The sequence below is a fragment of the Pseudomonas sp. LAM2023 genome (genome assembly GCF_016620375.1).
In the GTDB taxonomy this organism is placed as follows: domain Bacteria; phylum Pseudomonadota; class Gammaproteobacteria; order Pseudomonadales; family Pseudomonadaceae; genus Aquipseudomonas; species Aquipseudomonas anuradhapurensis.
On the sequence record NZ_JAENHV010000026.1, the window covers coordinates 573,648 to 597,414 of the forward strand.

The 23,767-nt window shown below is 64.2% G+C and carries 24 protein-coding genes; 3 read left to right on the plus strand and 21 right to left on the minus strand.

All coding sequences use genetic code 11. The annotated features are described in order from the left end of the window. The 6 genes from JKP78_RS17635 to JKP78_RS17660 form a co-directional block, all read right to left on the minus strand. Positions 1 to 882 carry a baseplate assembly protein gene (locus JKP78_RS17635; protein WP_200627083.1) on the minus strand — a complete coding sequence of 294 codons (882 nt, stop codon included), beginning with the start codon at positions 880 to 882 and terminating at the stop codon, positions 1 to 3. After that, positions 879 to 1,205 carry a GPW/gp25 family protein gene (locus JKP78_RS17640; RefSeq protein ID WP_170028676.1) on the minus strand — a complete coding sequence of 109 codons (327 nt, stop codon included), beginning with the start codon at positions 1,203 to 1,205 and terminating at the stop codon, positions 879 to 881. The genes JKP78_RS17635 and JKP78_RS17640 overlap by 4 nt, the downstream gene beginning before the upstream one ends. A 72-nt stretch (positions 1,206 to 1,277) precedes the next feature. Beyond that, on the minus strand, positions 1,278 to 1,838 hold the full coding sequence (locus JKP78_RS17645) for a phage baseplate assembly protein V (protein ID WP_170028675.1): 561 nt from the start codon (positions 1,836 to 1,838) through the stop codon (positions 1,278 to 1,280). Then, positions 1,835 to 2,332, minus strand: coding sequence for a hypothetical protein (locus JKP78_RS17650; RefSeq protein ID WP_186679167.1), 498 nt, complete (start codon positions 2,330 to 2,332; stop codon positions 1,835 to 1,837). The genes JKP78_RS17645 and JKP78_RS17650 overlap by 4 nt, the downstream gene beginning before the upstream one ends. 12 nt (positions 2,333 to 2,344) lie before the next feature. Beyond that, positions 2,345 to 2,683: a phage holin family protein gene (locus JKP78_RS17655; RefSeq protein WP_170028673.1), complete on the minus strand. Its 339-nt coding sequence runs from the start codon at positions 2,681 to 2,683 to the stop codon at positions 2,345 to 2,347. A 475-nt stretch (positions 2,684 to 3,158) separates the two neighbouring features. After that, entirely contained in the window at positions 3,159 to 3,905 is a 747-nt protein-coding gene (locus tag JKP78_RS17660) for a LexA family transcriptional regulator (RefSeq protein ID WP_170028672.1), read from the minus strand. A 140-nt stretch (positions 3,906 to 4,045) separates the two neighbouring features. Between JKP78_RS17660 and mutS the strand changes: the two genes are divergently transcribed. After that, entirely contained in the window at positions 4,046 to 6,619 is a 2,574-nt protein-coding gene (gene mutS, locus JKP78_RS17665) for a DNA mismatch repair protein MutS (RefSeq protein ID WP_200627084.1), read from the plus strand. Between the two features lie 140 nt (positions 6,620 to 6,759). After that, positions 6,760 to 7,083: a ferredoxin FdxA gene (gene fdxA, locus JKP78_RS17670; protein WP_085626452.1), complete on the plus strand. Its 324-nt coding sequence runs from the start codon at positions 6,760 to 6,762 to the stop codon at positions 7,081 to 7,083. Between the two features lie 515 nt (positions 7,084 to 7,598). Here fdxA and rpoS read toward each other — a convergent pair. The 8 genes from rpoS to JKP78_RS17710 form a co-directional block, all read right to left on the minus strand. Then, a complete protein-coding gene (gene rpoS, locus JKP78_RS17675) occupies positions 7,599 to 8,606 on the minus strand; it encodes an RNA polymerase sigma factor RpoS (RefSeq protein ID WP_170028669.1) in 1,008 nt (335 codons plus the stop codon). A gap of 108 nt (positions 8,607 to 8,714) precedes the next feature. Continuing rightward, on the minus strand, positions 8,715 to 9,572 hold the full coding sequence (locus JKP78_RS17680; protein WP_170034072.1) for a peptidoglycan DD-metalloendopeptidase family protein: 858 nt from the start codon (positions 9,570 to 9,572) through the stop codon (positions 8,715 to 8,717). A 219-nt stretch (positions 9,573 to 9,791) separates the two neighbouring features. Continuing rightward, a complete protein-coding gene (locus JKP78_RS17685; protein WP_170034070.1) occupies positions 9,792 to 10,430 on the minus strand; it encodes a protein-L-isoaspartate(D-aspartate) O-methyltransferase in 639 nt (212 codons plus the stop codon). A 35-nt stretch (positions 10,431 to 10,465) separates the two neighbouring features. Beyond that, positions 10,466 to 11,215, minus strand: coding sequence for a 5'/3'-nucleotidase SurE (surE, locus tag JKP78_RS17690; RefSeq protein ID WP_200627085.1), 750 nt, complete (start codon positions 11,213 to 11,215; stop codon positions 10,466 to 10,468). After that, positions 11,203 to 12,261, minus strand: coding sequence for a tRNA pseudouridine(13) synthase TruD (truD, locus tag JKP78_RS17695; RefSeq protein WP_200627086.1), 1,059 nt, complete (start codon positions 12,259 to 12,261; stop codon positions 11,203 to 11,205). The genes surE and truD overlap by 13 nt, the downstream gene beginning before the upstream one ends. After that, on the minus strand, positions 12,258 to 12,731 hold the full coding sequence (gene ispF / locus JKP78_RS17700; RefSeq protein WP_170028666.1) for a 2-C-methyl-D-erythritol 2,4-cyclodiphosphate synthase: 474 nt from the start codon (positions 12,729 to 12,731) through the stop codon (positions 12,258 to 12,260). Before ispF ends, truD begins: the two co-directional genes overlap by 4 nt. 153 nt (positions 12,732 to 12,884) lie before the next feature. Then, entirely contained in the window at positions 12,885 to 13,739 is an 855-nt protein-coding gene (gene fghA, locus JKP78_RS17705) for an S-formylglutathione hydrolase (protein WP_186689819.1), read from the minus strand. Between the two features lie 8 nt (positions 13,740 to 13,747). After that, entirely contained in the window at positions 13,748 to 14,860 is a 1,113-nt protein-coding gene (locus JKP78_RS17710) for an S-(hydroxymethyl)glutathione dehydrogenase/class III alcohol dehydrogenase (protein WP_016712915.1), read from the minus strand. 107 nt (positions 14,861 to 14,967) lie between these two features. Here JKP78_RS17710 and JKP78_RS17715 point away from each other — a divergent pair, with 107 nt between their 5' ends. Next, a complete protein-coding gene (locus JKP78_RS17715; RefSeq protein WP_170028664.1) occupies positions 14,968 to 15,864 on the plus strand; it encodes a LysR substrate-binding domain-containing protein in 897 nt (298 codons plus the stop codon). Positions 15,865 to 15,995: 131 nt separating this feature from the next. On the opposite strand, the gene ispD is transcribed toward JKP78_RS17715, so the two are convergent. From ispD to JKP78_RS17750, 7 genes are all read right to left on the minus strand, one after another. Further along, complete coding sequence (gene ispD, locus JKP78_RS17720) at positions 15,996 to 16,703, minus strand: 2-C-methyl-D-erythritol 4-phosphate cytidylyltransferase (protein ID WP_200627087.1); 708 nt, start codon at positions 16,701 to 16,703, stop codon at positions 15,996 to 15,998. Then, complete coding sequence (gene ftsB / locus JKP78_RS17725; RefSeq protein WP_004375443.1) at positions 16,700 to 16,981, minus strand: cell division protein FtsB; 282 nt, start codon at positions 16,979 to 16,981, stop codon at positions 16,700 to 16,702. Before ftsB ends, ispD begins: the two co-directional genes overlap by 4 nt. 168 nt (positions 16,982 to 17,149) lie before the next feature. Then, positions 17,150 to 18,439 carry a phosphopyruvate hydratase gene (gene eno, locus JKP78_RS17730; RefSeq protein WP_200627088.1) on the minus strand — a complete coding sequence of 430 codons (1,290 nt, stop codon included), beginning with the start codon at positions 18,437 to 18,439 and terminating at the stop codon, positions 17,150 to 17,152. Between the two features lie 152 nt (positions 18,440 to 18,591). Then, on the minus strand, positions 18,592 to 19,437 hold the full coding sequence (gene kdsA / locus JKP78_RS17735; protein ID WP_170028661.1) for a 3-deoxy-8-phosphooctulonate synthase: 846 nt from the start codon (positions 19,435 to 19,437) through the stop codon (positions 18,592 to 18,594). A 3-nt stretch (positions 19,438 to 19,440) separates the two neighbouring features. Further along, positions 19,441 to 21,069 carry a CTP synthase gene (locus tag JKP78_RS17740; protein ID WP_170028660.1) on the minus strand — a complete coding sequence of 543 codons (1,629 nt, stop codon included), beginning with the start codon at positions 21,067 to 21,069 and terminating at the stop codon, positions 19,441 to 19,443. A 269-nt stretch (positions 21,070 to 21,338) separates the two neighbouring features. Further along, entirely contained in the window at positions 21,339 to 22,622 is a 1,284-nt protein-coding gene (gene tilS, locus JKP78_RS17745; RefSeq protein ID WP_200627089.1) for a tRNA lysidine(34) synthetase TilS, read from the minus strand. A 148-nt stretch (positions 22,623 to 22,770) separates the two neighbouring features. Continuing rightward, positions 22,771 to 23,718 (minus strand): acetyl-CoA carboxylase carboxyl transferase subunit alpha, encoded by a 948-nt coding sequence (locus JKP78_RS17750; RefSeq protein ID WP_170028658.1) that lies wholly within the window; start codon positions 23,716 to 23,718, stop codon positions 22,771 to 22,773. Between the last annotated feature and the right edge of the window lie 49 nt (positions 23,719 to 23,767).

Consider the following 23,767-nt stretch of genomic DNA (forward strand, 5'->3'; position numbering starts at 1 on the left):
TCAGTTCCCCCGCTTCAGGGTGAAGCCGCTGCACCAGGCCGCCTGCGCCTTGCTCGGGCGGATGTCGGCCCAGCCATTCAACTCGACCCGGCTGACCCCATCGATGTGCAGTTGCGCATCGATGCCAGAGCGTGCCACTTCTACCCCCAGGCGTCGGCGCGGGTTGATCCAGGCCTGCAGGCGGCGTTGGCACTCGGCGAGAATCGCTTCGTACTCGGGGCCGTTGTCGGCCAGATACAGCACGGCATCGATGCGGTATGGCAGCACCTCGGCGCTACGTACGTTGACCCGGTCGGCCACCGGCCGGACATCGTCGTCATTGAGGTAAGCCGCTACCTGCGCCAGCAGCTCGGCACTGGCTTCGCCGTTACCTTCCAGGCTCAGCACGGTGACATCCACCACGGCCGGCGACGGGCTTTCGGCGGTGGCGTCAGCCACCTGGCCCGAAGCGTTGCGGGCATGCAGGATGTAACTGTTGCGCGGGCCGGCCGTGGTCAGGCCTTCATAAACCAGTTGCACCCGCTCACGCAGGGCATCGTCCGCCTCCAGCAGCGCCTCGACCGGCGGGACGCTGGCCAGGTCCTCGGCCTGGATCACCAGGCGCTGCAGGCCGACATTGGCCGCCAGCTGGTCAAGGTCGCTGCCCTGGGCATAGGCCAGCAGCAACGCCTTGGCGGCATCGTTGATGCGCGCCCGGTTGAGCAGCTTGCGGTAGGCGCCGACCTCGAGCAGCTTGGTGACCGGGTCGCTTTCCAGGTTGGCGGTCCAGGCGTCGCCCAGGTAATCCCGGAAGGTGTCCAGATCGGCCTGGTAGAGCGCTTCGTAGTCCAGGTCCTCCAGCAGCTGCGGGGTGGGCAGTTTCGACAGATCGACCTGGCTCATACGTTCACCTCCAGCAGCGCTTCGTCGCCCAGGTAGCGGCCGCTGAGCGCCAGGCTGACCTGGCCGTCGAGCACCGCGACCACCCGGACCCGCTGCAGCTGCAGGCGCGGCTCCCAGCGGCCCAGCGCGCGCGCCACTTCGGCCTGCACGGCACTCTTCCAGCCCTCGTTGACCGGCAGGTCGACGAAACGCCGCAGCTGGCTGCCGTATTCTGGGCGCATGCGCCGGCTGCCCAGCGGTGTGCCGAGGATGTCTTCGATGGACTGGCGCAGATGATCGATGCCGGCCAGTGGCTGGCCGGTGCGGCGGTCCATGCCGATCATGGTGCACCGCCCTGTTCATGGGTATGCATGGCATTCTCCTGGTATGAAAAAGCCCGCATCGGCGGGCTTGATTCAGTGTTTGTGGTTGGCCGTGTTGCCGGCGGTGTCGATGATCCGCCCGCCGCCGTTGATATCGCCGCTGACCTGCAGCGGGCCATCGACCGTGACGTTGCCGGAAAGGTTGATCGCGGCGGCTTGCAGGCTGATCGCACCGTCACTGACCTGCAGCGTGGCGGCGCCAACCTTGATGGTCGCGCTGCCTGCCGGTAGCTGGATGTCGTAGTGGCTGGCCTGCCAGTCGTAGCTGAGCGAACCGCCGTCGGCGAAACGCCAGACCTCGGTGTGCCCGCGGTTGTCCGCTGCGCCACCGGCATTGCCATACAGGCCGGGCAGGAAGGTGCCCTGGGCCGGCTCGCCACTGGGGCTGAGCAGCACGCCCTGCTCGCCCAGGCTGGGTGCCCGCCAGTGCCTGGCCTGGCCGGCCGCCTGGGCGTGCCAGCGCAGCCAGGCGCTGGTCCAGCCGCTGCCGTCGGACACCCGCACCCGCGCCGCGGCAAGGTCCAGGGCGACCACCCGGCAGGGAATCACCATGCACGCCAGCATGCGGTCATGCATGGCGCTGACGTAGCTCATGACAGGTCCTCCGGGGCCACATAGTGCGCTTCGTTACCCAGGCCGATATCGGGTGCGAAGCCCAATGCCAGGCTCCCGGGCGGCTGGTCCGGCCAGTTCCAGCGCGGCTCGCCGAGCAGCACCGGCTGGTCCCAGCGCACGGTCCAGGCGTTGCCCTGGAACTGCGCCTGCAGGTTGCGGCTGGCTTCGACGAAATCCAGCGCCCAATGCTGCTGGCGCAGCAGGTCCATCAGTTGCGCGGCCAGCAGGCTGCCCTGCAGCCGCGCTTCTGGGTTGGCGCTGTCGGCGGTGATATCCGCCTCGAAGGTGGCAATCAACACCGAGCGGCCGTCCCGCGGGGCGGCATCCGCCGTCATGCGGACGATGCCGTGACGCAGAGAAGGCCGTTCGGGGACATTTCCTACGGCGGTATAGGCATCTACCGATGCCAACTCCGGCATTGCCTCACGGATGGTTGCCGTCACTGCGCCATGTAAAGTGGCCAGTTCGCTCATGCGTATTCCTCCTTAACGCTCGTCGCGCTGTGTGCTGTCGCGCAGGCCCAGACGCCGGGTCGCCCAGCGTTCATAAAGGCGCATGGCAACATCGGCGCCGCCTACCGCTGTCATGCAGCCCAATGCACTGGCCGCCCAGATCGACAGGCCGCCGGCATACAACAGCATCACCGTCGACACACCGCAGGCCATGCAGGCCCCGGAGCGCAACAGCAGCCGTCGCAGCAGCGACCAACCCGTGGCGCCGGCCTTGTCGGCCCGCCACATTTCGCCGCTCAGACCGCCCAGCAATGCCAGGACGATTACCAGCCAGAGCGGCATCTCGAGTAACGCCTGTTGCTCGTTCGTCACTGTCCTGTCTCCTGTGTAATGCCTGTTGGCGCAGGCCAACAGGTCGGTTATGGATGCTTTGCCTTGAACACCTCGGCATTCCAAAAAGCCCGGCTCGCCAGGCTTTTCAGTAATGCGTTGGCGAACCGCCGGCCACGACTGGTGACGCCGCGCGGTTCCGCTGCTGATTGATGACTCCGACCGCGGCCACCTGCCCGCCGGATAACTGATCGTGGTGCTTTACGCTGCACACCCGGGCCAGTTGCCAACCCTCTGGACAGTTGAGGCCTGTCCATCGCTGCCTGTGTAACAACCGGTTTACATCCGGCTTGAGACACAGGCTATGCATTTGTGCATATGCAGTCAATGCATTTCTGAAAATTTCTATGCGTAAGTTTTGCTGAAATGCATGCAGGCCGTGCACCTCCTGGCTTGTAGGACTTTTCCAAAGGCGAAAAAAAAACCCGCCGAAGCGGGTTTTGCCAACGCGGGGTTGTCAGCGAGCGTACATGCCCCACCAGAATACATGCCCGAGCAAGCTGATCTGCTCGTCCTGCATCTGCTGGAAGCTGTAGTCCTCGTCCGGGTGTTCGTCGCGGTTGAAACTGCGCAGGCGGATACCGGTAGGCAGGCGATAGACCTGCTTCACCCGCAACTGGCCGTTGTGATTGATGGCATAGAGGTCGCCATCGATGATGTCGCCAATCGAGCACTTGCCGGTATTCACCCCGACCGTCGCGCCGTCACGCAGCACCGGCAACATGCTGTTGCCGCGCACGGTCACGCACTTGGCCTGGTCGAACTGCACGCCGTTGTGGCGCAGGCTGCGCTTGCCGAAGCGCAGGCGCGCGTGCTCGCTTTCTTCAATGACGAATCTTCCTGATCCTGCTGCCAATTCGACCTCGCGAAGGAAAGGTACCGACACCTCGTCATCCTCGACGGGGGTTTCATCGTCCCACAGGCTGATGTCGCTGAGGTCGACATGGCCGTGGGCCGGCAGCGCGGCCTCGCGAGACTCGCCAAGCGCAGCGCGGCCACGCAATTGCTCGGTGCTCACGCCGAAGTACTCGGCGATCTTCGACACATGTTTGTCGGAGGGGTCGACGATCTTGCCGCCGAGAATCCGCGACAAGGTGGATTGAGGAACCCCCGTGCGCCGGTACAGCTCCGTCGGGGACAGGCCGTGGCGGTCGAGGAGTTCTCTGAGTACGGAGGCTACGTTGCGTTTTTGCATAGCATGCATAATGCAGGCATGCGCCAGGAAATGCAATGCGCGCCGCGGCGCGATGATGCATGCAGCGGCGCGCCTGCATCTGCTCGAAAAAGCCTGTACCATTGCCGGTTTCACCAACGCCAACCAGATCACCCGCTGTAAGGCCCTGAATGTCCGATCTTTCCGCACACACCCCGATGATGCAGCAGTACTGGAAGCTGAAGAACCAGCACCCGGACCAGCTGATGTTCTACCGCATGGGCGACTTCTACGAAATCTTCTACGAAGACGCGAAAAAGGCTGCGAAACTGCTGGACATCACCCTGACCGCGCGCGGTCAGTCGGCCGGCCAGTCGATCCCCATGTGCGGGATTCCGTTCCATTCGCTGGAGGGCTACCTGGCCAAGCTGGTCAAGCTCGGCGAATCGGTGGTGATCTGCGAGCAGATTGGCGACCCGGCCACCAGCAAGGGCCCGGTGGAGCGCCAGGTGGTGCGTATCATCACCCCCGGTACGGTCAGCGACGAGGCTCTGCTCGACGAGCGCCGCGACAACCTGATTGCCGCGCTGCTAGGCGACGAACGCCTGTTCGGCCTGGCGGTGCTGGACATCACCAGCGGCAACTTCAGCGTGCAGGAGATCAAGGGCTGGGAAAACCTGCTGGCCGAGCTCGAGCGCCTCAACCCGGTCGAGCTGCTGATCCCCGACGACTGGCCACGCGACCTGCCGGCCGAAAAGCGCCCAGGCGCCCGTCGCCGCGCGCCGTGGGACTTCGACCGCGACTCGGCGCGCAAAGCCCTGTGCCAACAATTCGCGACCAAGGACCTCAAGGGCTTTGGCTGCGACAAGCTGACCCTGGCCATCGGCGCCGCCGGCTGCCTGTTGATCTACGCCAAGGAAACCCAGCGCACTGCCCTGCCGCACCTGCGCAGCCTGCGCCACGAACGGCTGGACGACACGGTCATCCTCGACGGCGCCAGCCGCCGCAACCTGGAGCTGGACATCAACCTCGCTGGCGGGCGTGACAACACCCTGCAGTCGGTCATCGACCGCTGCCAGACCGCCATGGCCAGCCGCCTGCTGAGCCGCTGGCTGAACCGCCCGTTGCGCGACCTCAAGGTGCTGCAGGCCCGCCAGGACTCGATCCGTTGCCTGCTCGACGGCTACCGCTTCGAGAAGCTGCAGCCGCAACTCAAGGAAATTGGCGATATCGAGCGGATCCTCGCCCGTATCGGCCTGCGCAACGCCCGCCCACGCGACCTGGCACGCCTGCGCGATGCGCTGGGTGCGCTGCCCGAGCTGCAGAACGCCATGGCCGAGCTGGAGGCGCCGCACCTGGCGCGCCTGGCCGCCATTACCGGTACCTACCCGGAGCTGGCCAGCCTGCTGGAGCGGGCGATCATCGACAACCCACCGGCGGTAATCCGCGATGGCGGCGTGCTCAAGCCCGGCTATGACAACGAGCTGGACGAGTTGCTGGCGATCAGCGAGAACGCCGGCCAGTTCCTGATCGACCTGGAAGCCCGGGAAAAGGCCCGCACCGGCCTGGCCAACCTCAAGGTCGGCTACAACCGCGTGCACGGCTATTTCATCGAGCTGCCGACCAAACAGGCGGAGCAGGCGCCAGGCGACTATATCCGCCGCCAGACCCTCAAGGGTGCCGAGCGCTTCATCACCCCGGAGCTGAAGGCGTTCGAGGACAAGGCGCTGTCGGCCAAAAGCCGCGCGCTGGCCCGCGAGAAGATGCTCTACGACGGCTTGCTGGAAACCCTGATCAGCCACCTGGCGCCGCTGCAGGACAGCGCCGCCGCACTGGCTGAACTGGACGTGCTCAGCAACCTGGCCGAACGTGCGCTGAACCTCGACCTGAACTGCCCGCGCTTCGTCGACGAGCCGTGCCTGCGCATCGAGCAAGGCCGCCACCCGGTGGTGGAACAGGTACTGACCACGCCGTTCGTGGCCAACGACCTGGGCCTGGACGACAACACGCGCATGCTGATCATCACCGGCCCGAACATGGGCGGTAAGTCCACCTACATGCGCCAGACCGCCCTGATCGTGCTGCTGGCGCATATTGGCAGCTTCGTGCCGGCGGCCAGTTGCGAACTGTCGCTGGTCGACCGCATCTTCACCCGTATCGGTTCCAGCGACGACCTGGCCGGTGGGCGCTCGACCTTCATGGTCGAAATGAGCGAAACCGCCAACATCCTGCACAACGCGACCGACCGCAGCCTGGTGCTGATGGACGAAGTGGGCCGCGGCACCAGTACCTTCGACGGCCTGTCGCTGGCCTGGGCTGCCGCCGAGCGGCTGGCCCAGCTGCGCGCCTACACGCTGTTCGCCACGCACTACTTCGAGCTCACCGTGCTGCCCGAAAGCGAGCCGCTGGTGGCCAACGTGCACCTGAACGCCACCGAGCACAATGAACGCATCGTGTTCCTGCACCATGTGCTGCCCGGCCCGGCCAGCCAAAGCTACGGCCTGGCCGTGGCCCAGTTGGCAGGCGTACCGACGGCGGTCATCCAGCGTGCCCGCGAACACTTGGCACGCCTGGAAACCACCAGCCTGCCGCATGAACAACCGCCGGCCCAAAAGGCCAAGGATGTGCCACAGGTACCGCACCAGAGCGACCTGTTCGCCAGCCTGCCACACCCGGCCATCGAGAAGCTGGGCAAGCTGCAACTGGACGACATGACCCCGCGTCAAGCTATCGAAACGCTATATCAACTAAAGAACCTGTTATAACGGCGCCCACTACAAGCTGGTAGAATCCGCCGCGGTTTGCTGGTGCTGCAGGTTATTAGCCTGGCCTGCAGCCACATGCCTGTAAACCGCGCGGCCCTGAGAGGAAGGGCCGCCGCCGTCGCCTGAGGAGAGAACTAGAAATGACCTTCGTCGTCACCGACAACTGCATCAAATGCAAATACACCGACTGCGTGGAAGTCTGTCCGGTGGACTGCTTCTACGAAGGCCCGAACTTCCTGGTCATTCACCCGGACGAGTGCATCGACTGCGCCCTGTGCGAACCGGAATGCCCGGCACAAGCCATTTTCTCGGAAGACGAAGTGCCAGCGGGCATGGAAAACTTCATCGAGCTGAACGCCGAACTGGCGGAAATCTGGCCGAACATCACCGAGCGCAAGGACGCTCTGCCAGACGCTGAAGAGTGGGACGGCAAGACCGGCAAGATCGAACACCTGGAGCGCTGATAGCGCCGACACGAAAAAGGCCCCTCGGGGCCTTTTTTGCTTTTCCGCAGGCAAAAAAAGGGGCGGTTTGACCCGCCCACATTTTTTTCCGTAGTCCCTGCTTGTCCCTGACATCATCCTGATGAAATCGCTTCTTGCGATGTCCTTGGCCTTCATCCTGAAAACCTGTGCATGTCCCTGTGCACAGTTCGAATACTAGCGGCTTGAGCCGGGCCGGCAACTGCGAAATCTCACAGAGTGTTGCCAGTGACACAATTCCTAACGCCTAAATAAACCAGCTATTTCAATGAGTTGGGAATTTACGTTTTTTGGGTGCGACAATGATTTACCTACAGCTACGTAGAAGGCTTACAAAAGAAGTAAGCAAAGGCTTACACGCACTGTTAACAGGGTAGCGCTGTACATAATGTTACGGGCCTCGAACCCGTGCGGCCTGTCGACGCCTGGCGCCACGGCGCAAACAAACAAAAACGCCCCGAGGTCATCGAGGCGTTTCATGCTGCAGGCATTCGCTACTATTGGAATAGCGACTCACTGGACAGCCCGTTCTTCTCAAGGATCTCGCGCAGGCGCTTGAGCCCTTCTACCTGGATCTGCCGCACCCGTTCACGGGTCAGGCCGATTTCCAGGCCGACATCCTCGAGCGTGCTGCTTTCATGCCCACGCAGGCCAAAGCGCCGCACTACCACCTCACGCTGCTTGTCAGTCAGCTCGCCCAGCCACTGGTCGATGCTCTGCGACAGGTCGTCATCCTGCAACAGCTCGCACGGGTCGGTCGGGCGGTCGTCGGTCAGGGTATCGAGCAGGGTCTTGTCCGAGTCCGGGCCAAGCGACACATCCACCGAAGACACCCGCTCGTTCAGGCCCAGCATGCGCTTGACCTCGCCGACCGGCTTTTCCAGCAGCGTGGCGATTTCTTCCGGCGACGGCTCGTGGTCAAGCTTCTGCGTCAGTTCGCGGGCAGCGCGCAGGTAAACGTTCAGTTCCTTGACCACGTGGATCGGCAGGCGAATGGTGCGGGTCTGGTTCATGATCGCCCGTTCGATGGTCTGGCGAATCCACCAGGTCGCATAGGTCGAGAAACGGAAACCGCGTTCCGGGTCGAACTTCTCGACCGCACGAATCAGACCAAGGTTGCCCTCCTCGATCAGGTCGAGCAGCGACAGGCCACGGTTCACGTAACGACGGGCGATTTTGACAACCAGGCGCAGGTTGCTTTCGATCATGCGCTTGCGGCCGGCAGGGTCGCCCTTTTGCGACAGGCGCGCAAAGTGCACTTCCTCTTCCGGCGAAAGCAGAGGTGAGAATCCGATCTCGTTGAGATACAGCTGGGTGGCATCGAGCGCCCGACTGTAATCGATGTACTTGTGTTGCTTGAGCGAAGAGCCCGATTTGGCCCTCGTCCGAACCGAAGATACAGCAGGTTCGTCTGACACCACATCCGTTTCCAAAACGATACCCGTCTCCATCAGGAGGACGTCATCGTCGATGTCAAACTCCGGCACTTCTTTACTGAGAGCCATTGTTATAGTCCTTTGCTGAGTTCGAACTCAGACTCGAGCGGCACCTTTCTCCCTGGCAGCGCTGGAGCCTGTCCCCTCTACATCAGCGGAACAGGCCAGGTACAACAGTCAACGACGTGGCAGGAACTGGAGCGGATCGACGGGTTTGCCCTGGCGGCGAATCTCGAAATGCAGCTTCACCCGATCTGTGCCCGTGGACCCCATTTCAGCAATCGACTGCCCTGCCTTGACCTGCTGCCCCTCCCGAACCAACAGCCTGCGGTTATGACCGTAGGCACTGACGTAGGTGTCGCTGTGCTTGATGATGATCAGCTCGCCGTAGCCCCGCAGCCCACTCCCGGCGTAGACCACTGCACCATCAGACGCAGCAAAAACAGGCTGTCCCAAATCACCGGCGATATCAATGCCTTTATTCAAACTACCGTTTGAAGCGAATTTTCCAATCAGCACGCCATTGGCTGGCCAGGTCCAACCGCCCACCGCGCGCTCCGCGGCGGGCACGCTGGCGACCACCGGGGCGCTGCTGGAGGCTGCCGGCGCGGCCGGTTTGCCAGGGCTGGCAGGTGCCGTGGCGGTGCTGCCGGCAGGCCGCCGGATGACCGTGGTCTTGCTTGACGACGAGGGGCTGGATACCACCGTGGTACTGCCGGACGCACCGCTGCTGAAACGAATCGCTTGCCCCGGGCGAATGGTGTAAGGCGCCGCGATGCCGTTACGTGCGGCCAGCTCCTTGTAGTCCCAGCCATAGCGGAAGGCGATGGAGAACAGCGTATCGCCCGGCTTGACGATGTACTGCCCGGAAGTAACCGCTGGGCGCTTGGGTACGGTGTTGTTGCGGTCGACCACCCGCGCGCTGTTGCTGCTGGTGCTCGAACAACCCACCAGTAGCGTACTCATGGCCAGTGCAATCACCAGAAGCGTGAAACCCGACCCGTCCTTGCGCTGCCGAATGACTGTGTGACCCACCCGCGCTCCCCTCATGGTGCCGAAAACGATATGAAGACAAGAAATGCAATAATGTTGCAATTATAACCAAGCCGGCCGCTCTTGGCAGGCAGGTTGTATGACTGCTGCAACGCTACGGCGCAAACTGTGCGCCAGCGCTTCACCCCGCCAGATAGACAGGGCGAAGCAACAGGAATTCGCCAGCAGCGCAAAAATACCGCTGGCGCGTGCCCGCAGCGCTCAGGCCAGCGGGCCGTTGAGCAGCGGCACGAAGCGCACGGCCCCCAGCACGCGGCGGGAGAAGCCATGCTCCTCGCGCACGATCAGCATCAGTTGCTGCGTTTCGCCGGCCGGCCCCACCGGGATGACCATGCGCCCGCCCGGCGCCAGCTGGTCGAGCAGTGCCTGCGGGACTTCTGGCGCCACGGCAGTGACGATGATGCCGTTGTACGGCGCCAGCGCCGGCCAGCCCTCGCAACCGTCGCCCCAGCGAAAAACCACGTTGCGCAGGTTCAGTTCCACCAGGCGCTCCTTGGCCCGGTCCTGCAAGACCTTGATGCGCTCCACCGAGAACACCCGCTCGACCAGCTGGGCCAGGATCGCCGTCTGGTAGCCCGAGCCAGTGCCGATCTCCAGCACCTTGTCCAGTGGCCCGGCCTCGAGCAGCAGCTCACTCATGTGGGCGACCATGAACGGCTGGGAAATGGTCTGGTTATGGCCGATCGGCAGAGCGGTGTCTTCGTAGGCCCGATGCGCCAGTGCCTCGTCGACGAACAGGTGGCGCGGGGTGCGACGGATCACGTCGAGCACCTTGCTGTTGGAGACGCCCTCTTCGCACAGGCGCTGGATCAAGCGCTCCCGGGTCCGCTGGGAAGTCATGCCGATGCCACGCCGCAGCATATCGTCCTCGCGCATCAGAGCAGGCCCTCCAGCCAACCATCGAGCTGCTCGAAGGCATCACTGAAGGTGCGGTCGAGCTGCAGCGGGGTGATCGACACGTAGCCTTGCATCACGGCGTGGAAATCGGTGCCCGGGCCACCGTCCTCGGCATCCCCGGCCACGGCGATCCAGTAGCCTTCCTTGCCGCGCGGGTTGACCACCTTGGTCGGCGCCGCCGCCCGCGCCCGGTGACCGAGGCGGGTGAGCTGGATGCCACGAATGTGTTCCAGCGGCAGGTTGGGGATGTTGACGTTGAGCACGGTGCGCGGCGGCAAGGCCAGGCGCGACTGCGCCTCGACCAGGCGGCGGGCGATATGGGCGGCGGTCGGCAGGTTGTCCGGCTGGCGCGACAGCAGCGAGAATGCCAGCGAGGTGCCGCCGAGGAAGCGGCCTTCCAGGGCGGCGGCAACCGTGCCTGAATAGAGCACGTCGTCGCCCAGGTTGGCCCCCAGGTTGATCCCCGACACGACCATGTCCGGCGCCTGCGACAACAGCCCATTGAGCCCCAGGTGCACGCAGTCGGTCGGCGTGCCGTTGAGGCTGATGAAGCCATTGGCCAGGGTCTGCGGGTGCAGTGGCCGGTCCAGCGTCAGCGAACTGCTGGCGCCGCTCTTGTCTTGATCCGGGGCGATCACCACGCACTCGGCGTAATCCGCCAGCGCAGCGTGCAGCGCGGCGATGCCGGGTGCGGTAACACCGTCGTCGTTCGAAATCAGAATACGCATGGGCTGTCCGTCTGCCCTGCCGACACCAGATCCACGACTTCGCGCACCACCACGGTGGCGAAGCATCCGGCCGGAAGGACGAATTCCAGTTGCAGGATATCAGGCTCGGGATAATGCCACGTCAGGCCGCCAATAGGGAGCCGCAGAATGCGCCGTTCGTGATCCATGCCCGCCTGGGCCAGCCACTGGCACAGTGCCGGCTGGCGCGCGCCGATGGCGTTTTCCAGCTGCCCGGTGGCTGCGCCGGCTGGCGAATCGCCCGCGCCCCACAGCGGGCCGGTCGGGTGCAGGTCCAGGATCGCCAGGCGCGGGTCGGCACATTCGGCCTCCCCCGCCGGGAAGAAACTGCGGCTGTCGGTGAACGCCAGCAGGTCGCCCACCTGCGCCCGTGCCCAGCTGCCATCGGCGACACGGGCGGCCAACAGCTGGTTGAACAGGTAGCTGCGCCCGGCCGACAGTAGCCGCGAACGTACGCTGCGCTGTTCGGGCAGGGCCTTGCGCGCGGCCCAGTCGAGGGCGTCGTGGACATTGCCGCCGGCGTGGCCAAAGCGCTGGCTGCCGAAATAATTGGGCACCCCGTGCTGCTTGAGCTGTTCCAGGCGCGCGTTCACCGCCTGGTGATCGGCAGCAAGGGCGGTCAGGCGCAGGGTGAAGCCGTTGGCCGAATGCGCGCCACGCTGCAGCTTGCGCTGGTGGCGCACCTGCTTGAGCACTCGCAGGCTGGCATCCTCGGCACGCGACAGGTCCGGGTCGGCCTTGCCCGGCAGGTGCAGGCTGAACCACTGGCGGGTCAGCGCCTGGCGGTCCTTGAGCCCGGCATAGCTGATGCTGCGCACCGGCACGCCGGCAGCGCGCGCCAGGCGGCGGGCGGCTTCTTCGGTGTTCAGGTCACGCTTTTCGACCCACAACCACAAGTGCTCGCCCTGCCCCGACAACGGAATGTCCAGCACTTCGTCGACCTGGAAATCTTCGGCCACCGCCTTGAGTACAGCGCTGCCCAAGGGTTCGCCCGATGCGCGCGGGCCCAGCAGTTGCAGTTCGGTCATGCTGGCAGCAGCAGGGCAACCGCATGCACGGCGATACCCTCCTCGCGGCCGGTGAAGCCCAGTTTTTCCGTGGTGGTGGCCTTGACGTTGACCTGGTCGAGTTCGACCTGCAGGTCTTCGGCGATGCGCTGGCGCATGGTCTCGATGTGTGGGGCCATCTTTGGCGCCTGGGCGACGATGGTGGCGTCGATATTGCCGACCTTCCAGCCTTTGGCCAGGACGATGCCGACCACATGGCGCAGCAGCGCGCGGCTATCGGCGCCCTTGTACTGCGGGTCGGTGTCGGGGAAGTGTTTGCCGATGTCACCCAGCGCTGCCGCGCCCAGCAAGGCATCGCTCAGGGCGTGCAGCAGCACGTCGCCATCGGAGTGGGCCAGGAGGCCGTATTTGTGGGGGATACGCACCCCGCCCAGGGTAATGAAATCACCGTCGCAGAAACGGTGCACATCGAAGCCGTGGCCAATACGCATAGAAAAACGCCCTGAATGAGTCAGGGCGTGATTCTACCTGCTTTTGAGGGATTGGGGCTGGGGTGATCGGCACAGCATGGTCTGCGCCGGTGAGATCGAGCGCCGCGCGGGCGGCGCTCGATTTCACAGGCGCTGAAAAAGCTACGTCAGTCCCTATACCCGCCCCAAGGCCACCGCATGATGACGCAGGTGCTCCTCGATGAAGCTGGCAATGAAGTAGTAGCTATGGTCATAACCCGGCTGCAGGCGCAGGGTCAGTTCATGCCCGCCTTTGCGTGCCGCCTGCTCCAGTGCCTCGGGCTTGAGCTGCTTGTCGAGGAAGTCGTCCCGGTCCCCCTGGTCGACCAGCAGCGGCGGGCACTCGCCCGCCGGGGTCTCGGCCAGCAGCACGCTGGCGTCCCATTCGCGCCAGCGCGCGCGGTCTTCACCCAGGTAACGGCTGAAGGCTTTCTCGCCCCATGGGCAATCCATCGGGTTGCTGATTGGCGAGAACGCCGACACCGAGCGGTACCGCCCCGGGTTGCGCAAGGCGCACACCAGCGCGCCATGCCCGCCCATGGAATGGCCGCTGATGCTGCGCTCGGCCGATGCCGGGAAGTGCGCCTCGATCAGTGCCGGCAGTTCCTCTACTACGTAGTCGTGCATGCGGTAGTGCTGCGCCCAGGGTTGCTGGGTGGCGTTGAGGTAGAAGCCGGCCCCCAGGCCGAAATCCCAGGCACCGTCAGGATCGCCCGGCACCTGCTCGCCACGCGGGCTGGTATCCGGCGCGACGATGATCAACCCCAGCTCGGCGGCCAGGCGCTGGGCGCCGGCCTTCTGCATGAAGTTCTCGTCGGTGCAGGTGAGGCCGCTGAGCCAGTACAGCACCGGCAGCTTCTCGCCCTGCTCGGCCTGCGGTGGCAGGTACACGGCGAACACCATGTCACAGCCCAGCACCCTGGAGTGATGCCGGTAACGCTTGTGCCAGCCGCCGAAGCTCTTCTGGCAGGAGATGTTATCCAGGCTCATGGCGCACCTCAGAAGTGGATGACGCTGCGGATGCTCTTGCCTTCGTGCATCAGGTCGAAGGCCTTGTTGATGTCTTCCAGGCCCATGGTGTGGGTGATGAAGGTGTCCAGCGGGATTTCGCCCTTCTCGGACATCTCCACGTAGCTTGGCAGTTCGCTGCGGCCACGCACGCCACCGAACGCCGAACCGCGCCAGACGCGACCGGTGACCAGCTGGAACGGACGGGTGGCGATTTCCTGGCCGGCACCGGCCACACCGATGATCACCGACTCGCCCCAACCCTTGTGGCAGCATTCCAGCGCCGCACGCATGAGCTGCACGTTGCCGATGCACTCGAAGGAGAAGTCCACGCCGCCGTCGGTGAGGTCGACAATCACTTCCTGGATCGGGCGGTCGTAGTCTTTCGGGTTGATGCAGTCGGTGGCCCCCAGCTGGCGGGCGATCTCGAACTTGGCCGGGTTGATGTCGATGGCGATGATCCGCGAGGCCTTGGCCTTCACCGCGCCGATCACGGCCGACAGGCCGATACCGCCCAGGCCGAAGATGGCCACGGTGTCACCCGGCTTGACCTTGGCGGTATTGAGCACCGCGCCGATACCGGTGGTGACGCCGCAACCAAGCAGGCAGACCTTTTCCAGTGGCGCTTCTTTCTGGATCTTGGCCACGGAAATTTCCGGCAGCACGGTGTATTCGGAGAAGGTCGAGGTACCCATGTAGTGGAACAGCTGCTGGCCTTTGTAGGAGAAGCGCGTGGTGCCATCCGGCATCAGGCCCTTGCCCTGGGTGGCGCGAATGGCCTGGCACAGGTTGGTCTTGCCCGAGAGGCAGAATTTGCACTTGCCGCACTCCGGGGTGTACAGCGGGATGACGTGGTCACCAACGGCGACCGAAGTCACGCCTTCGCCTACCGCCTCGACGATCGCGCCACCTTCGTGGCCCAGGATCGACGGGAAGATACCCTCTGGGTCAGCGCCGGACAGGGTGTAGGCATCGGTGTGGCAGACACCGCTGGCGACTACCCGCAGCAGCACTTCGCCGGCCTTGGGCATGGCCACGTCGACTTCGACGATTTCCAGGGGTTTCTTGGCTTCGAAGGCTACGGCAGCACGGGACTTGATCATCAAAGGTCTCCAGACAGAGGGTCGATTCAGTCTGGCAGTGTAATTCACAGCCATTTGAGGAATAATCCGGGCCAAGACAAAACATTATTGCCGTACAGGGATAATCCATGAGCAGCCGCTGGGAAGGCATCGACGAATTCGTCGCCGTGGCAGAAACCGGCCAGTTCACTGCGGCCGCCGAACGCCTGGGGGTTTCTTCGTCGCATGTCAGCCGGCAGATTGCCCGGCTGGAAGAACGCCTGCAGACCCGCTTGCTGTACCGCAGTACCCGGCGGGTGACCCTGAGCGAAGCCGGGCAGACCTTTCTGCAGCACTGCCAGCGCCTGCAGGATGGCCGCGAGGAAGCCCTGCGCGCCATGGGTGACCTGGCCAGCGAGCCCAAGGGCTTGTTGCGCATGACCTGCGCGGTGGCCTATGGCGAGCGCTTCATCGTGCCGCTGGTGACCCGGTTCATGGCGCAGTACCCGCAATTGCGGGTGGACGTGGAACTGAGCAACCACACCCTCGACCTGGTCCACGAAGGCATGGACCTGGCCATCCGCCTGGGCCGGCTGGCCGACTCACGGCTGGTGGCTACCCGCCTGGCGCCACGGCGCATGTACCTGTGCGCCTCGCCGGCCTACCTGGAACGTTATGGGCGGCCCCACAGCCTGTCGGAGCTGGCGCGGCACAACTGCCTGGTGGGCAGTTCGGACCTGTGGGCGCTGCAGCAGGATGGCCGCGAAATCAGCCAGCGGGTGCAGGGCAACTGGCGCTGCAACAGCGGGCAGGCCGTGCTGGATGCGGCGTTGCAGGGCATGGGCTTGTGCCAGCTGCCGGATTACTACGTGCTGGAGCACCTGAACAGCGGTGCCCTGGTGTCATTGCTGGAAGCGCACCAGCCGCCGAACACGGCAGTGTGGGCGCTGTATCCGCAGCAGCGGCACCTGTCGCCGAAGGTGCGGCGGTTGGTGGACTACCTGAAGGAAGGGTTGGCGGGGTTGCCGGAGTATCGTCTCGGCTGAAGGAATGCGCTGCCTGTACTGGCCGCTTCGCGGGCTTGCCCGCTCCCACAGGTACTGCGCATACCTTCAGGCTGGCGCTGTACCTGTGGGAGCGGGCAAGCCCGCGAAGAGGCCGGTGCTGGATTAAAGCTTCAGCGCCGCCCGGCCCAGCGCTGGCGCAACCACTCGAGGTCTTCCGGGCGGGTCACCTTGATGTTGTCACTGCGCCCTTCCACCAGCCTTGGCGCCTGGCCGGACCATTCGATGGCCGAGGCCTCGTCGGTCACCAGCACATCCGACACCAGGCACTCGGCCAGCGCCCGGTGCAGCGCGCCCAGGCGGAACATCTGTGGCGTGTAGGCCTGCCAGATGGTGCTGCGGTCAACCGTGGCGCTGACCCGTCCGTTGGCATCGGCCCGCTTGAGGGTATCGCGCGCCGGCACCGCCAGCAGCCCCCCCACCGGGTCGTCCGCCAGCTCCGCCAGCAGCTTGTCCAGGTCACTGCGCGCCAGGTTTGGCCGAGCGGCATCGTGCACCAGTACCCAGTCGCTGTCCGCAGCCCCTTCGGCATGCAGCATCAGCAAGGCATTGAGTACCGAGTCGGCACGCTCACGGCCACCCGCCGCGCGACGGATACGCGGGTCGCTGGCGCAGCGCAGGGTCGGCCAGTAGGGGTCGTGTGCGGCAATACTGACCACCACGCCGGTGAGCGTCGGGTGGCCAAGAAAACAGTCGAGGCTGTGCTCGAGGATGGTCTGCCCGGCCAGCTCCAGATACTGCTTGGGGCGGTCGGCAGCCATGCGGGCACCGACGCCCGCAGCAGGAATAACGGCCCAGAAGGCCGGTAACGTATCGATCATTTCTGTGGCAACTGGAAGAGGGTTTCGCCCTCTTTGACCATTCCCAATTCGTGGCGAGCCCGTTCTTCAACGGTCTCCATGCCTTTTTTCAGCTCCAGCACTTCGGCGTCGAGCACGCGGTTTCGCTCAAGCAGGCGCTCGTTCTCGGCATGCTGCTCGGCGATCTGCTGCTTCAGCTCGGTCACTTGCGCCAGGCTGCCATTACCCACCCACAGGCGGTACTGCAGGCCACCCAGCAGCAGGAGCAGGACAAGAAACAACCAATAAGGACTGCGCATCTAGGTATCCAGGTTAAAAAAGACCGTCGCAGAATGTTCAACTCGGGGTCTCGAATAGCACGAAGCCTGGCCGAGGCCAGGCTTCGTCGACAGAAACCCGTTGGAACGTAGGAATTTCACTATGAAAGCCCCTACAACTCCGGCTGCTGTCTTTTTACCATCTCTTGCTTAGCCGCGAAACTCGGCACGACCACGGTAAACCGCCTTGGCACCCAGTTGCTCTTCGATACGCAGCAGCTGGTTGTACTTGGAAACGCGGTCGGAACGGCACAGCGAGCCGGTCTTGATCTGGCCAGCAGCAGTACCTACCGCCAGGTCGGCGATGGTCGAGTCTTCGGTTTCACCGGAACGGTGCGAAATCACCGCGGTGTAGCCAGCAGCCTTGGCCATCTGGATGGCTTCCAGGGTTTCGGTCAGCGAGCCGATCTGGTTGAACTTGATCAGGATCGAGTTACCGATGCCCTTCTCGATGCCTTCCTTGAGGATCTTGGTGTTGGTCACGAACAGGTCGTCGCCCACCAGCTGCACCTTGGCGCCGATCTTCTCGGTGAGGATCTTCCAGCCAGCCCAGTCGGACTCGTCCAGGCCGTCTTCGATCGAGATGATCGGGAAGCGCTCGGTCAGGCCTTTCAGGTACTCGGCGAAGCCTTCGGCGTCGAACGACTTGCCTTCACCGGACAGGTTGTACTTGCCGTCTTCGTAGAATTCCGAAGCCGCGCAGTCCAGGGCCAGGGTCACGTCGGTGCCAAGCTTGTAGCCGGCTTTCTCGACCGCTTCGGCGATGGCGCCCAGGGCGTCTTCGTTGGAAGCCAGGTTAGGGGCGAAACCACCTTCGTCACCCACGGCGGTGTTCAGGCCACGGGCCTTCAGCACGGCTTTGAGGTGGTGGAAGATTTCGGTACCCATGCGCAGGCCGTCGGAGAAGGTCTTGGCGCCAACCGGCTGCACCATGAACTCCTGGATGTCGACGTTGTTGTCGGCGTGCTCGCCGCCGTTGATGATGTTCATCATCGGCACCGGCATCGAGTACTGGCCCGGGGTGCCGTTCAGGTTGGCGATGTGCGCGTACAGCGGCAGGTCCAGGTCCTGGGCAGCAGCCTTGGCGGCAGCCAGGGAAACGGCCAGGATGGCGTTGGCGCCCAGCTTGGCCTTGTTCTCGGTACCGTCCAGGTCGATCATGGCGCGGTCCAGGGCCTTCTGGTCGGCAGGGTCCTTGCCCAGCAGCAGGTCACGGATCGGGCCGTTGATGTTGGCGACAGCCTTCAGCACGCCCTTGCCCAGGTAACGGCTCTTGTCGCCATCACGCAGCTCCAGCGCTTCGCGCGAGCCAGTGGAAGCACCGGACGGCGCGCAAGCGCTACCGATGATGCCGTTGTCGAGCAGTACATCGGCTTCTACGGTGGGGTTGCCACGCGAATCGAGAACTTCACGACCTTTGATGTCGACGATTTTTGCCATTGTTGTAAGCACTCCAGAATTGACGAAAACAACTTAGCTTGGGAAATCTTGCCGTTCACCGGGCGGACTTGCAGTGGGCAGGCCCCGTGAAGGGAACCCCTGACCGAGTGGTCAGGGGTGGATCGGACGGTACTTTACCCGAGAATCGAGCTTTACGCGGTTTCTACCGTCGGAAAACTTTTCACCAGGTCATCCAGTTGCTTGAGCTGGGCCAGGAACGGCTCCAGTTTGTCCAGGCGCAGGGCGCAAGGACCATCGCACTTGGCGTTGTCCGGATCGGGGTGGGCTTCGAGGAACAGGCCGGCCAGGCCCTGGCTCATGCCAGCCTTGGCCAGGTCGGTGACCTGGGCGCGACGGCCGCCGGCGGAGTCGGCACGACCACCGGGCATCTGCAGGGCGTGGGTCACATCGAAGAACACCGGGTACTCGAACTGCTTCATGATGCCGAAGCCGAGCATGTCCACCACCAGGTTGTTGTAGCCGAAGCTCGAACCACGCTCGCAGAGGATCAGCTGGTCGTTACCGGCTTCTTCGCACTTGGTCAGGATGTGTTTCATTTCCTGGGGTGCGAGGAACTGCGCCTTCTTGATGTTGATGACCGCGCCGGTGCGGGCCATGGCCACAACCAGGTCGGTCTGCCGCGACAGGAAGGCCGGCAGCTGGATGATGTCGCACACCTTGGCCACCGGCTCGGCCTGGTAGGGCTCGTGCACGTCGGTGATGACCGGCACGTTGAAGGTGCGCTTGATCTCTTCGAAGATCTTCAAGCCTTCTTCCATGCCCGGGCCGCGGTAGGAGGTTACCGACGAACGGTTGGCCTTGTCGAAGCTGGCCTTGAACACGTAGGGGATACCGAGCTTCTCGGTAACCCGCACGTACTCTTCGCAGACCTTCATTGCCAGGTCACGGGACTCCAGGACGTTCATGCCGCCGAACAGGACGAACGGCTTGTCGTTGGCGATCTCGATGTTACCGACGCGAATGATCTTCTGGGTCATTGATCAGGCCTTGTTCTTCTGAGCCAGGGCTGCCTTGACGAAACCGCTGAACAGCGGGTGGCCGTCACGCGGGGTCGAGGTGAATTCCGGGTGGAACTGGCAGGCGACGAACCATGGGTGATCCTTGGACTCGACCACTTCCACCAGCGCACCGTCTTCGGAACGGCCGGACACCACCAGGCCGGCGTCGACCAGTTGCGGCAGCAGGTTGTTGTTCACTTCGTAGCGGTGACGGTGACGCTCGGTGATCACGTCCTTGCCGTAGCAATCGTGCACCTTGGAACCGGCAACCAGCTGGCAGTCCTGTGCGCCCAGGCGCATGGTGCCGCCCAGGTCGGAGGCTTCGCTGCGGGTCTCGACGGCACCGGTGGCGTCGGCCCACTCGGTGATCAGGCCGACCACCGGGTGGCCGCTGTTGCGGTCGAACTCGGTGGAGTTGGCGTCTTTCCAGCCCATCACGTTGCGGGCGAATTCGATCACGGCGACCTGCATGCCCAGGCAGATACCCAGGTACGGCACCTTGTTCTCACGGGCGTACTGCACCGCGGTGATCTTGCCTTCCACGCCGCGCAGGCCGAAACCGCCCGGCACCAGGATGGCATCGGCACCCTCGAGCAGGCTGGTGCCCTGGTTCTCGATGTCTTCCGAGTCGATGTAGCGCAGGTTGACCTTGGTGCGGTTGGTGATGCCGGCGTGGCTCATCGCTTCGATCAGCGACTTGTAGGCATCCAGCAGCTCCATGTACTTGCCGACCATGGCGATGGTCACTTCGTGCTCGGGGTTGAGCTTGGCATCGACCACCTTGTCCCACTCGGACAGGTCGGCGCCGTTGCACTGCAGGCCGAAGCGCTCGACGACGAAGTCGTCCAGGCCCTGTGCATGCAGTACGCCCGGGATCTTGTAGATGGTGTCGACGTCTTCCAGCGAAATCACCGCACGCTCTTCAACGTTGGTGAACAGCGCGATCTTGCGACGCGACGAGGCATCGACCGGGTGGTCGGAACGGCAGATCAGCACGTCAGGCTGCAGGCCGATGGAGCGCAGCTCCTTGACCGAGTGCTGGGTCGGCTTGGTCTTGGTCTCGCCAGCGGTGGCGATGTACGGGACCAGGGTCAGGTGCATCAGCATGGCGCGCTTGGAGCCCACTTCGACGCGCAGCTGGCGGATGGCCTCGAGGAATGGTTGCGACTCGATGTCGCCCACGGTACCGCCGATCTCCACCAGGGCCACGTCGGCATCGCCGGCGCCCTTGATGATGCGACGCTTGATTTCGTCGGTGATGTGCGGGATGACCTGGATGGTCGCGCCCAGGTAGTCACCACGACGTTCCTTGCGCAGCACGTGCTCGTAGATGCGGCCGGTGGTGAAGTTGTTGTTCTGGGTCATGGTGGTGCGGATGAACCGCTCGTAGTGGCCCAGGTCGAGGTCGGTCTCGGCGCCATCGTGGGTGACGAACACTTCACCATGCTGGAACGGGCTCATGGTGCCCGGATCGACGTTGATGTACGGATCCAGCTTGAGCATGGTGACCTTCAGGCCCCGCGCTTCCAGGATGGCCGCCAGGGAAGCCGAGGCAATGCCTTTCCCCAATGAAGAAACAACACCGCCCGTGACGAATATGTAGCGCGTCATGAAAAACCCTAGAAGTCTGCGTTAAGGCGGCCAGCGCCGCCGGAGAAAGCGAAGGAAGGCCGAAGCCCCCGATCACCTGCGTCAATCACAGTGCATCTCGAAAAACTGCCGCGTCTGTACAGACCAGGGGTATCCCCGGCATGGAGCTCGCTCGTCATTTTCAGAATCAGCCCAGCAAAAAACTGCTTGGTAATCGGCAACTCCTGTGTTTTCGCGGAACCCACAGAAGCTGTATCAAGAAGGGAGGGTAGTCTACCCGAATGTACCCTTCAGCTCAAACCTTGCGCGTTCGTCGGCAACTGCCAATCCAGCTGGCAATCCGCCTGTACCAGCCCGGGCAGGTTGGCCAGCGCCAACAGGCGCTCGCCGTGGTACAGCAATGGCAGCCGCGGGCGCAGGAAGTGCGGCACCTGCAGCTCGTTGAGCAGGCGCTTGAGCTCGCGTCGGCCGCGGCCGGGGATATCCAGCACTTCGCCGCCCTGGCGGTAGGCAATGCGCAAGCCCGTCGCGGGTGCTGCGCCAAGCAGCCGCACACTGCCGTTACCGGGTAGCCGCAGGGGCTCGCTGGGGTCGGGCCACGCCGCCCCTGCGCCAGGCAGTCGCAGCCAGTCGCCGCTCAACCACCAGATGCGCCCATGGCTGCGCAGCAGTTGTCCATCGGCCAGCCGCCACACCGGCTGGGCATCGGCGGCGGCATCGCGCAGGTCGGCCCAACCGGCCCAGTGTCGGCTGTCGGGCAAACGGGTACGCCGGCTCAGCCAGTACTGCAAGGCATTGCGTTGGCGGGCTGGCGACAGCGCAGCCAGGGCGGCCAGGTCGAGGGAGTCGAGCCCGGGCCAGGCCAGCGGTGCGCCCTCCTGCGCAAGCGCCAGGTCGCCCTGAGCCAGCTCGTCCAGCAGGCCCAGCGCTTCGCCCAGGTGCTCGGCGGCGCGGGCGAGGTTCTGGCTGGCCTGCGGCCAGCGTTGCTGCAAGTGCGGGAACACCTCGCCGCGCAGGTAGTTACGGGCGAATCGCGTATCGGCGTTGGAGGGGTCTTCGATCCAGGCCAACTGATGAGCCTGGGCGTAATCGTGCAACTGTTGCCGGGAGCGCCCGAGCAAAGGCCTGGCCAGGCTGCCCTGCCCTAGTCCGCGCTGCCCCGGCATCGCCGCCAGGCCACGCAGGCCGGCACCGCGCAACAGGCGGAACAGCAAGGTTTCCGCCTGGTCGTCGCGGTGCTGGCCGGTGAACAGGATGTCGCCTGGGCCGAGGGCTTGCCTGAAGGCGGCATAGCGGGCGTCGCGGGCGGCCTGTTCGAGGCTGGCGCCGGGGGGGACCTGGACATGGATGACCTGGAGTTCGATACCCAGGCTGTCGCAGACGGTTTGGCAGTGGGCGGGCCAGGCGTCGGCGGCGGGCTGTAGGCCATGGTGGACGTGGATGGCGCGCAATGGAGGGGATGCGTGATTGCGGGCGTGGTCGGCCAGCAGGTGCAGGAGGACGGTGGAGTCGAGGCCGCCGGAGAAGGCGATGTACCAGGTTGGGGCGTTGAGCCAGGGGGTGAGGTTGATCATTGGGGCCTCACATGGCTTGGGAAAACCGAGAACCCTGTGGGAGCGGGTTTACCCGCGAACACCGGCGCAGCCGGTGCCAAGCACCGCGTCGCCTTCTTCGCGGGTGAACCCGCTCCCACAAGGGCCGCAGAGCGGCCCCGGGGATCTATCAGACGCCGTAGCTCATCAGGCGCTCGTAACGACGGGCCAGCAGCGCGTCGTGGTCGAGCTTGCCGAGCATGTCCAGCTGCTGCACCAGGTCGGCACGGATGCTTTCCGACATCTTGGCCGGGTCACGGTGGGCGCCGCCCAGCGGCTCCTGGATGACCTTGTCGACGATGTTCAGGCTCTTCAGGCGCTCGGCGGTGATGCCCATGGCCTCGGCCGCGTCAGCTGCCTTGTCGGCGGTCTTCCACAGGATCGAGGCACAGCCTTCCGGCGAAATCACCGAGTAGGTGGAGTACTGCAGCATGTTCAGCTGGTCGCACACGCCGATGGCCAGCGCACCGCCGGAACCACCCTCACCGATCACGGTGGCGATGATTGGCGTCTTCAGGCGTGCCATCACGCGCAGGTTCCAGGCGATGGCCTCGCTCTGGTTGCGCTCCTCGGCATCGATGCCCGGGTAGGCGCCCGGGGTGTCGATGAAGGTCAGGATCGGCATCTTGAAGCGCTCGGCCATTTCCATCAGGCGGCAGGCCTTGCGATAGCCTTCAGGGCGTGGCATGCCGAAGTTGCGGCGCACCTTCTCGCGGACTTCACGGCCTTTCTGGTGACCGATGACCATGACCGGCTTGCCGTCCAGGCGGGCGGTACCACCAACGATGGCGGCGTCGTCGGAGAAGTGGCGGTCGCCGTGCAGTTCTTCGAACTCGGTGAAGATGTGCTCCAGGTAGTCCAGGGTGTAAGGACGACGTGGATGACGGGCCAGGCGGGCGATCTGCCAGCTGGTCAGGTTGCCGAAGATGCTTTCGGTCAGGGTGTTGCTCTTGTCTTGCAGACGGGCAATTTCATCGCTGATGTTCAGCGAGTTGTCGTTGCCTACCAGGCGCAGGCCTTCGATCTTGGCTTGCAGGTCGGCAATCGGCTGTTCGAAATCGAGAAAATTCGGGTTCATAGTCATCCGTCTTGGGTCTACGGCCAGGCGGCCGGCCGGTTGATCCGTT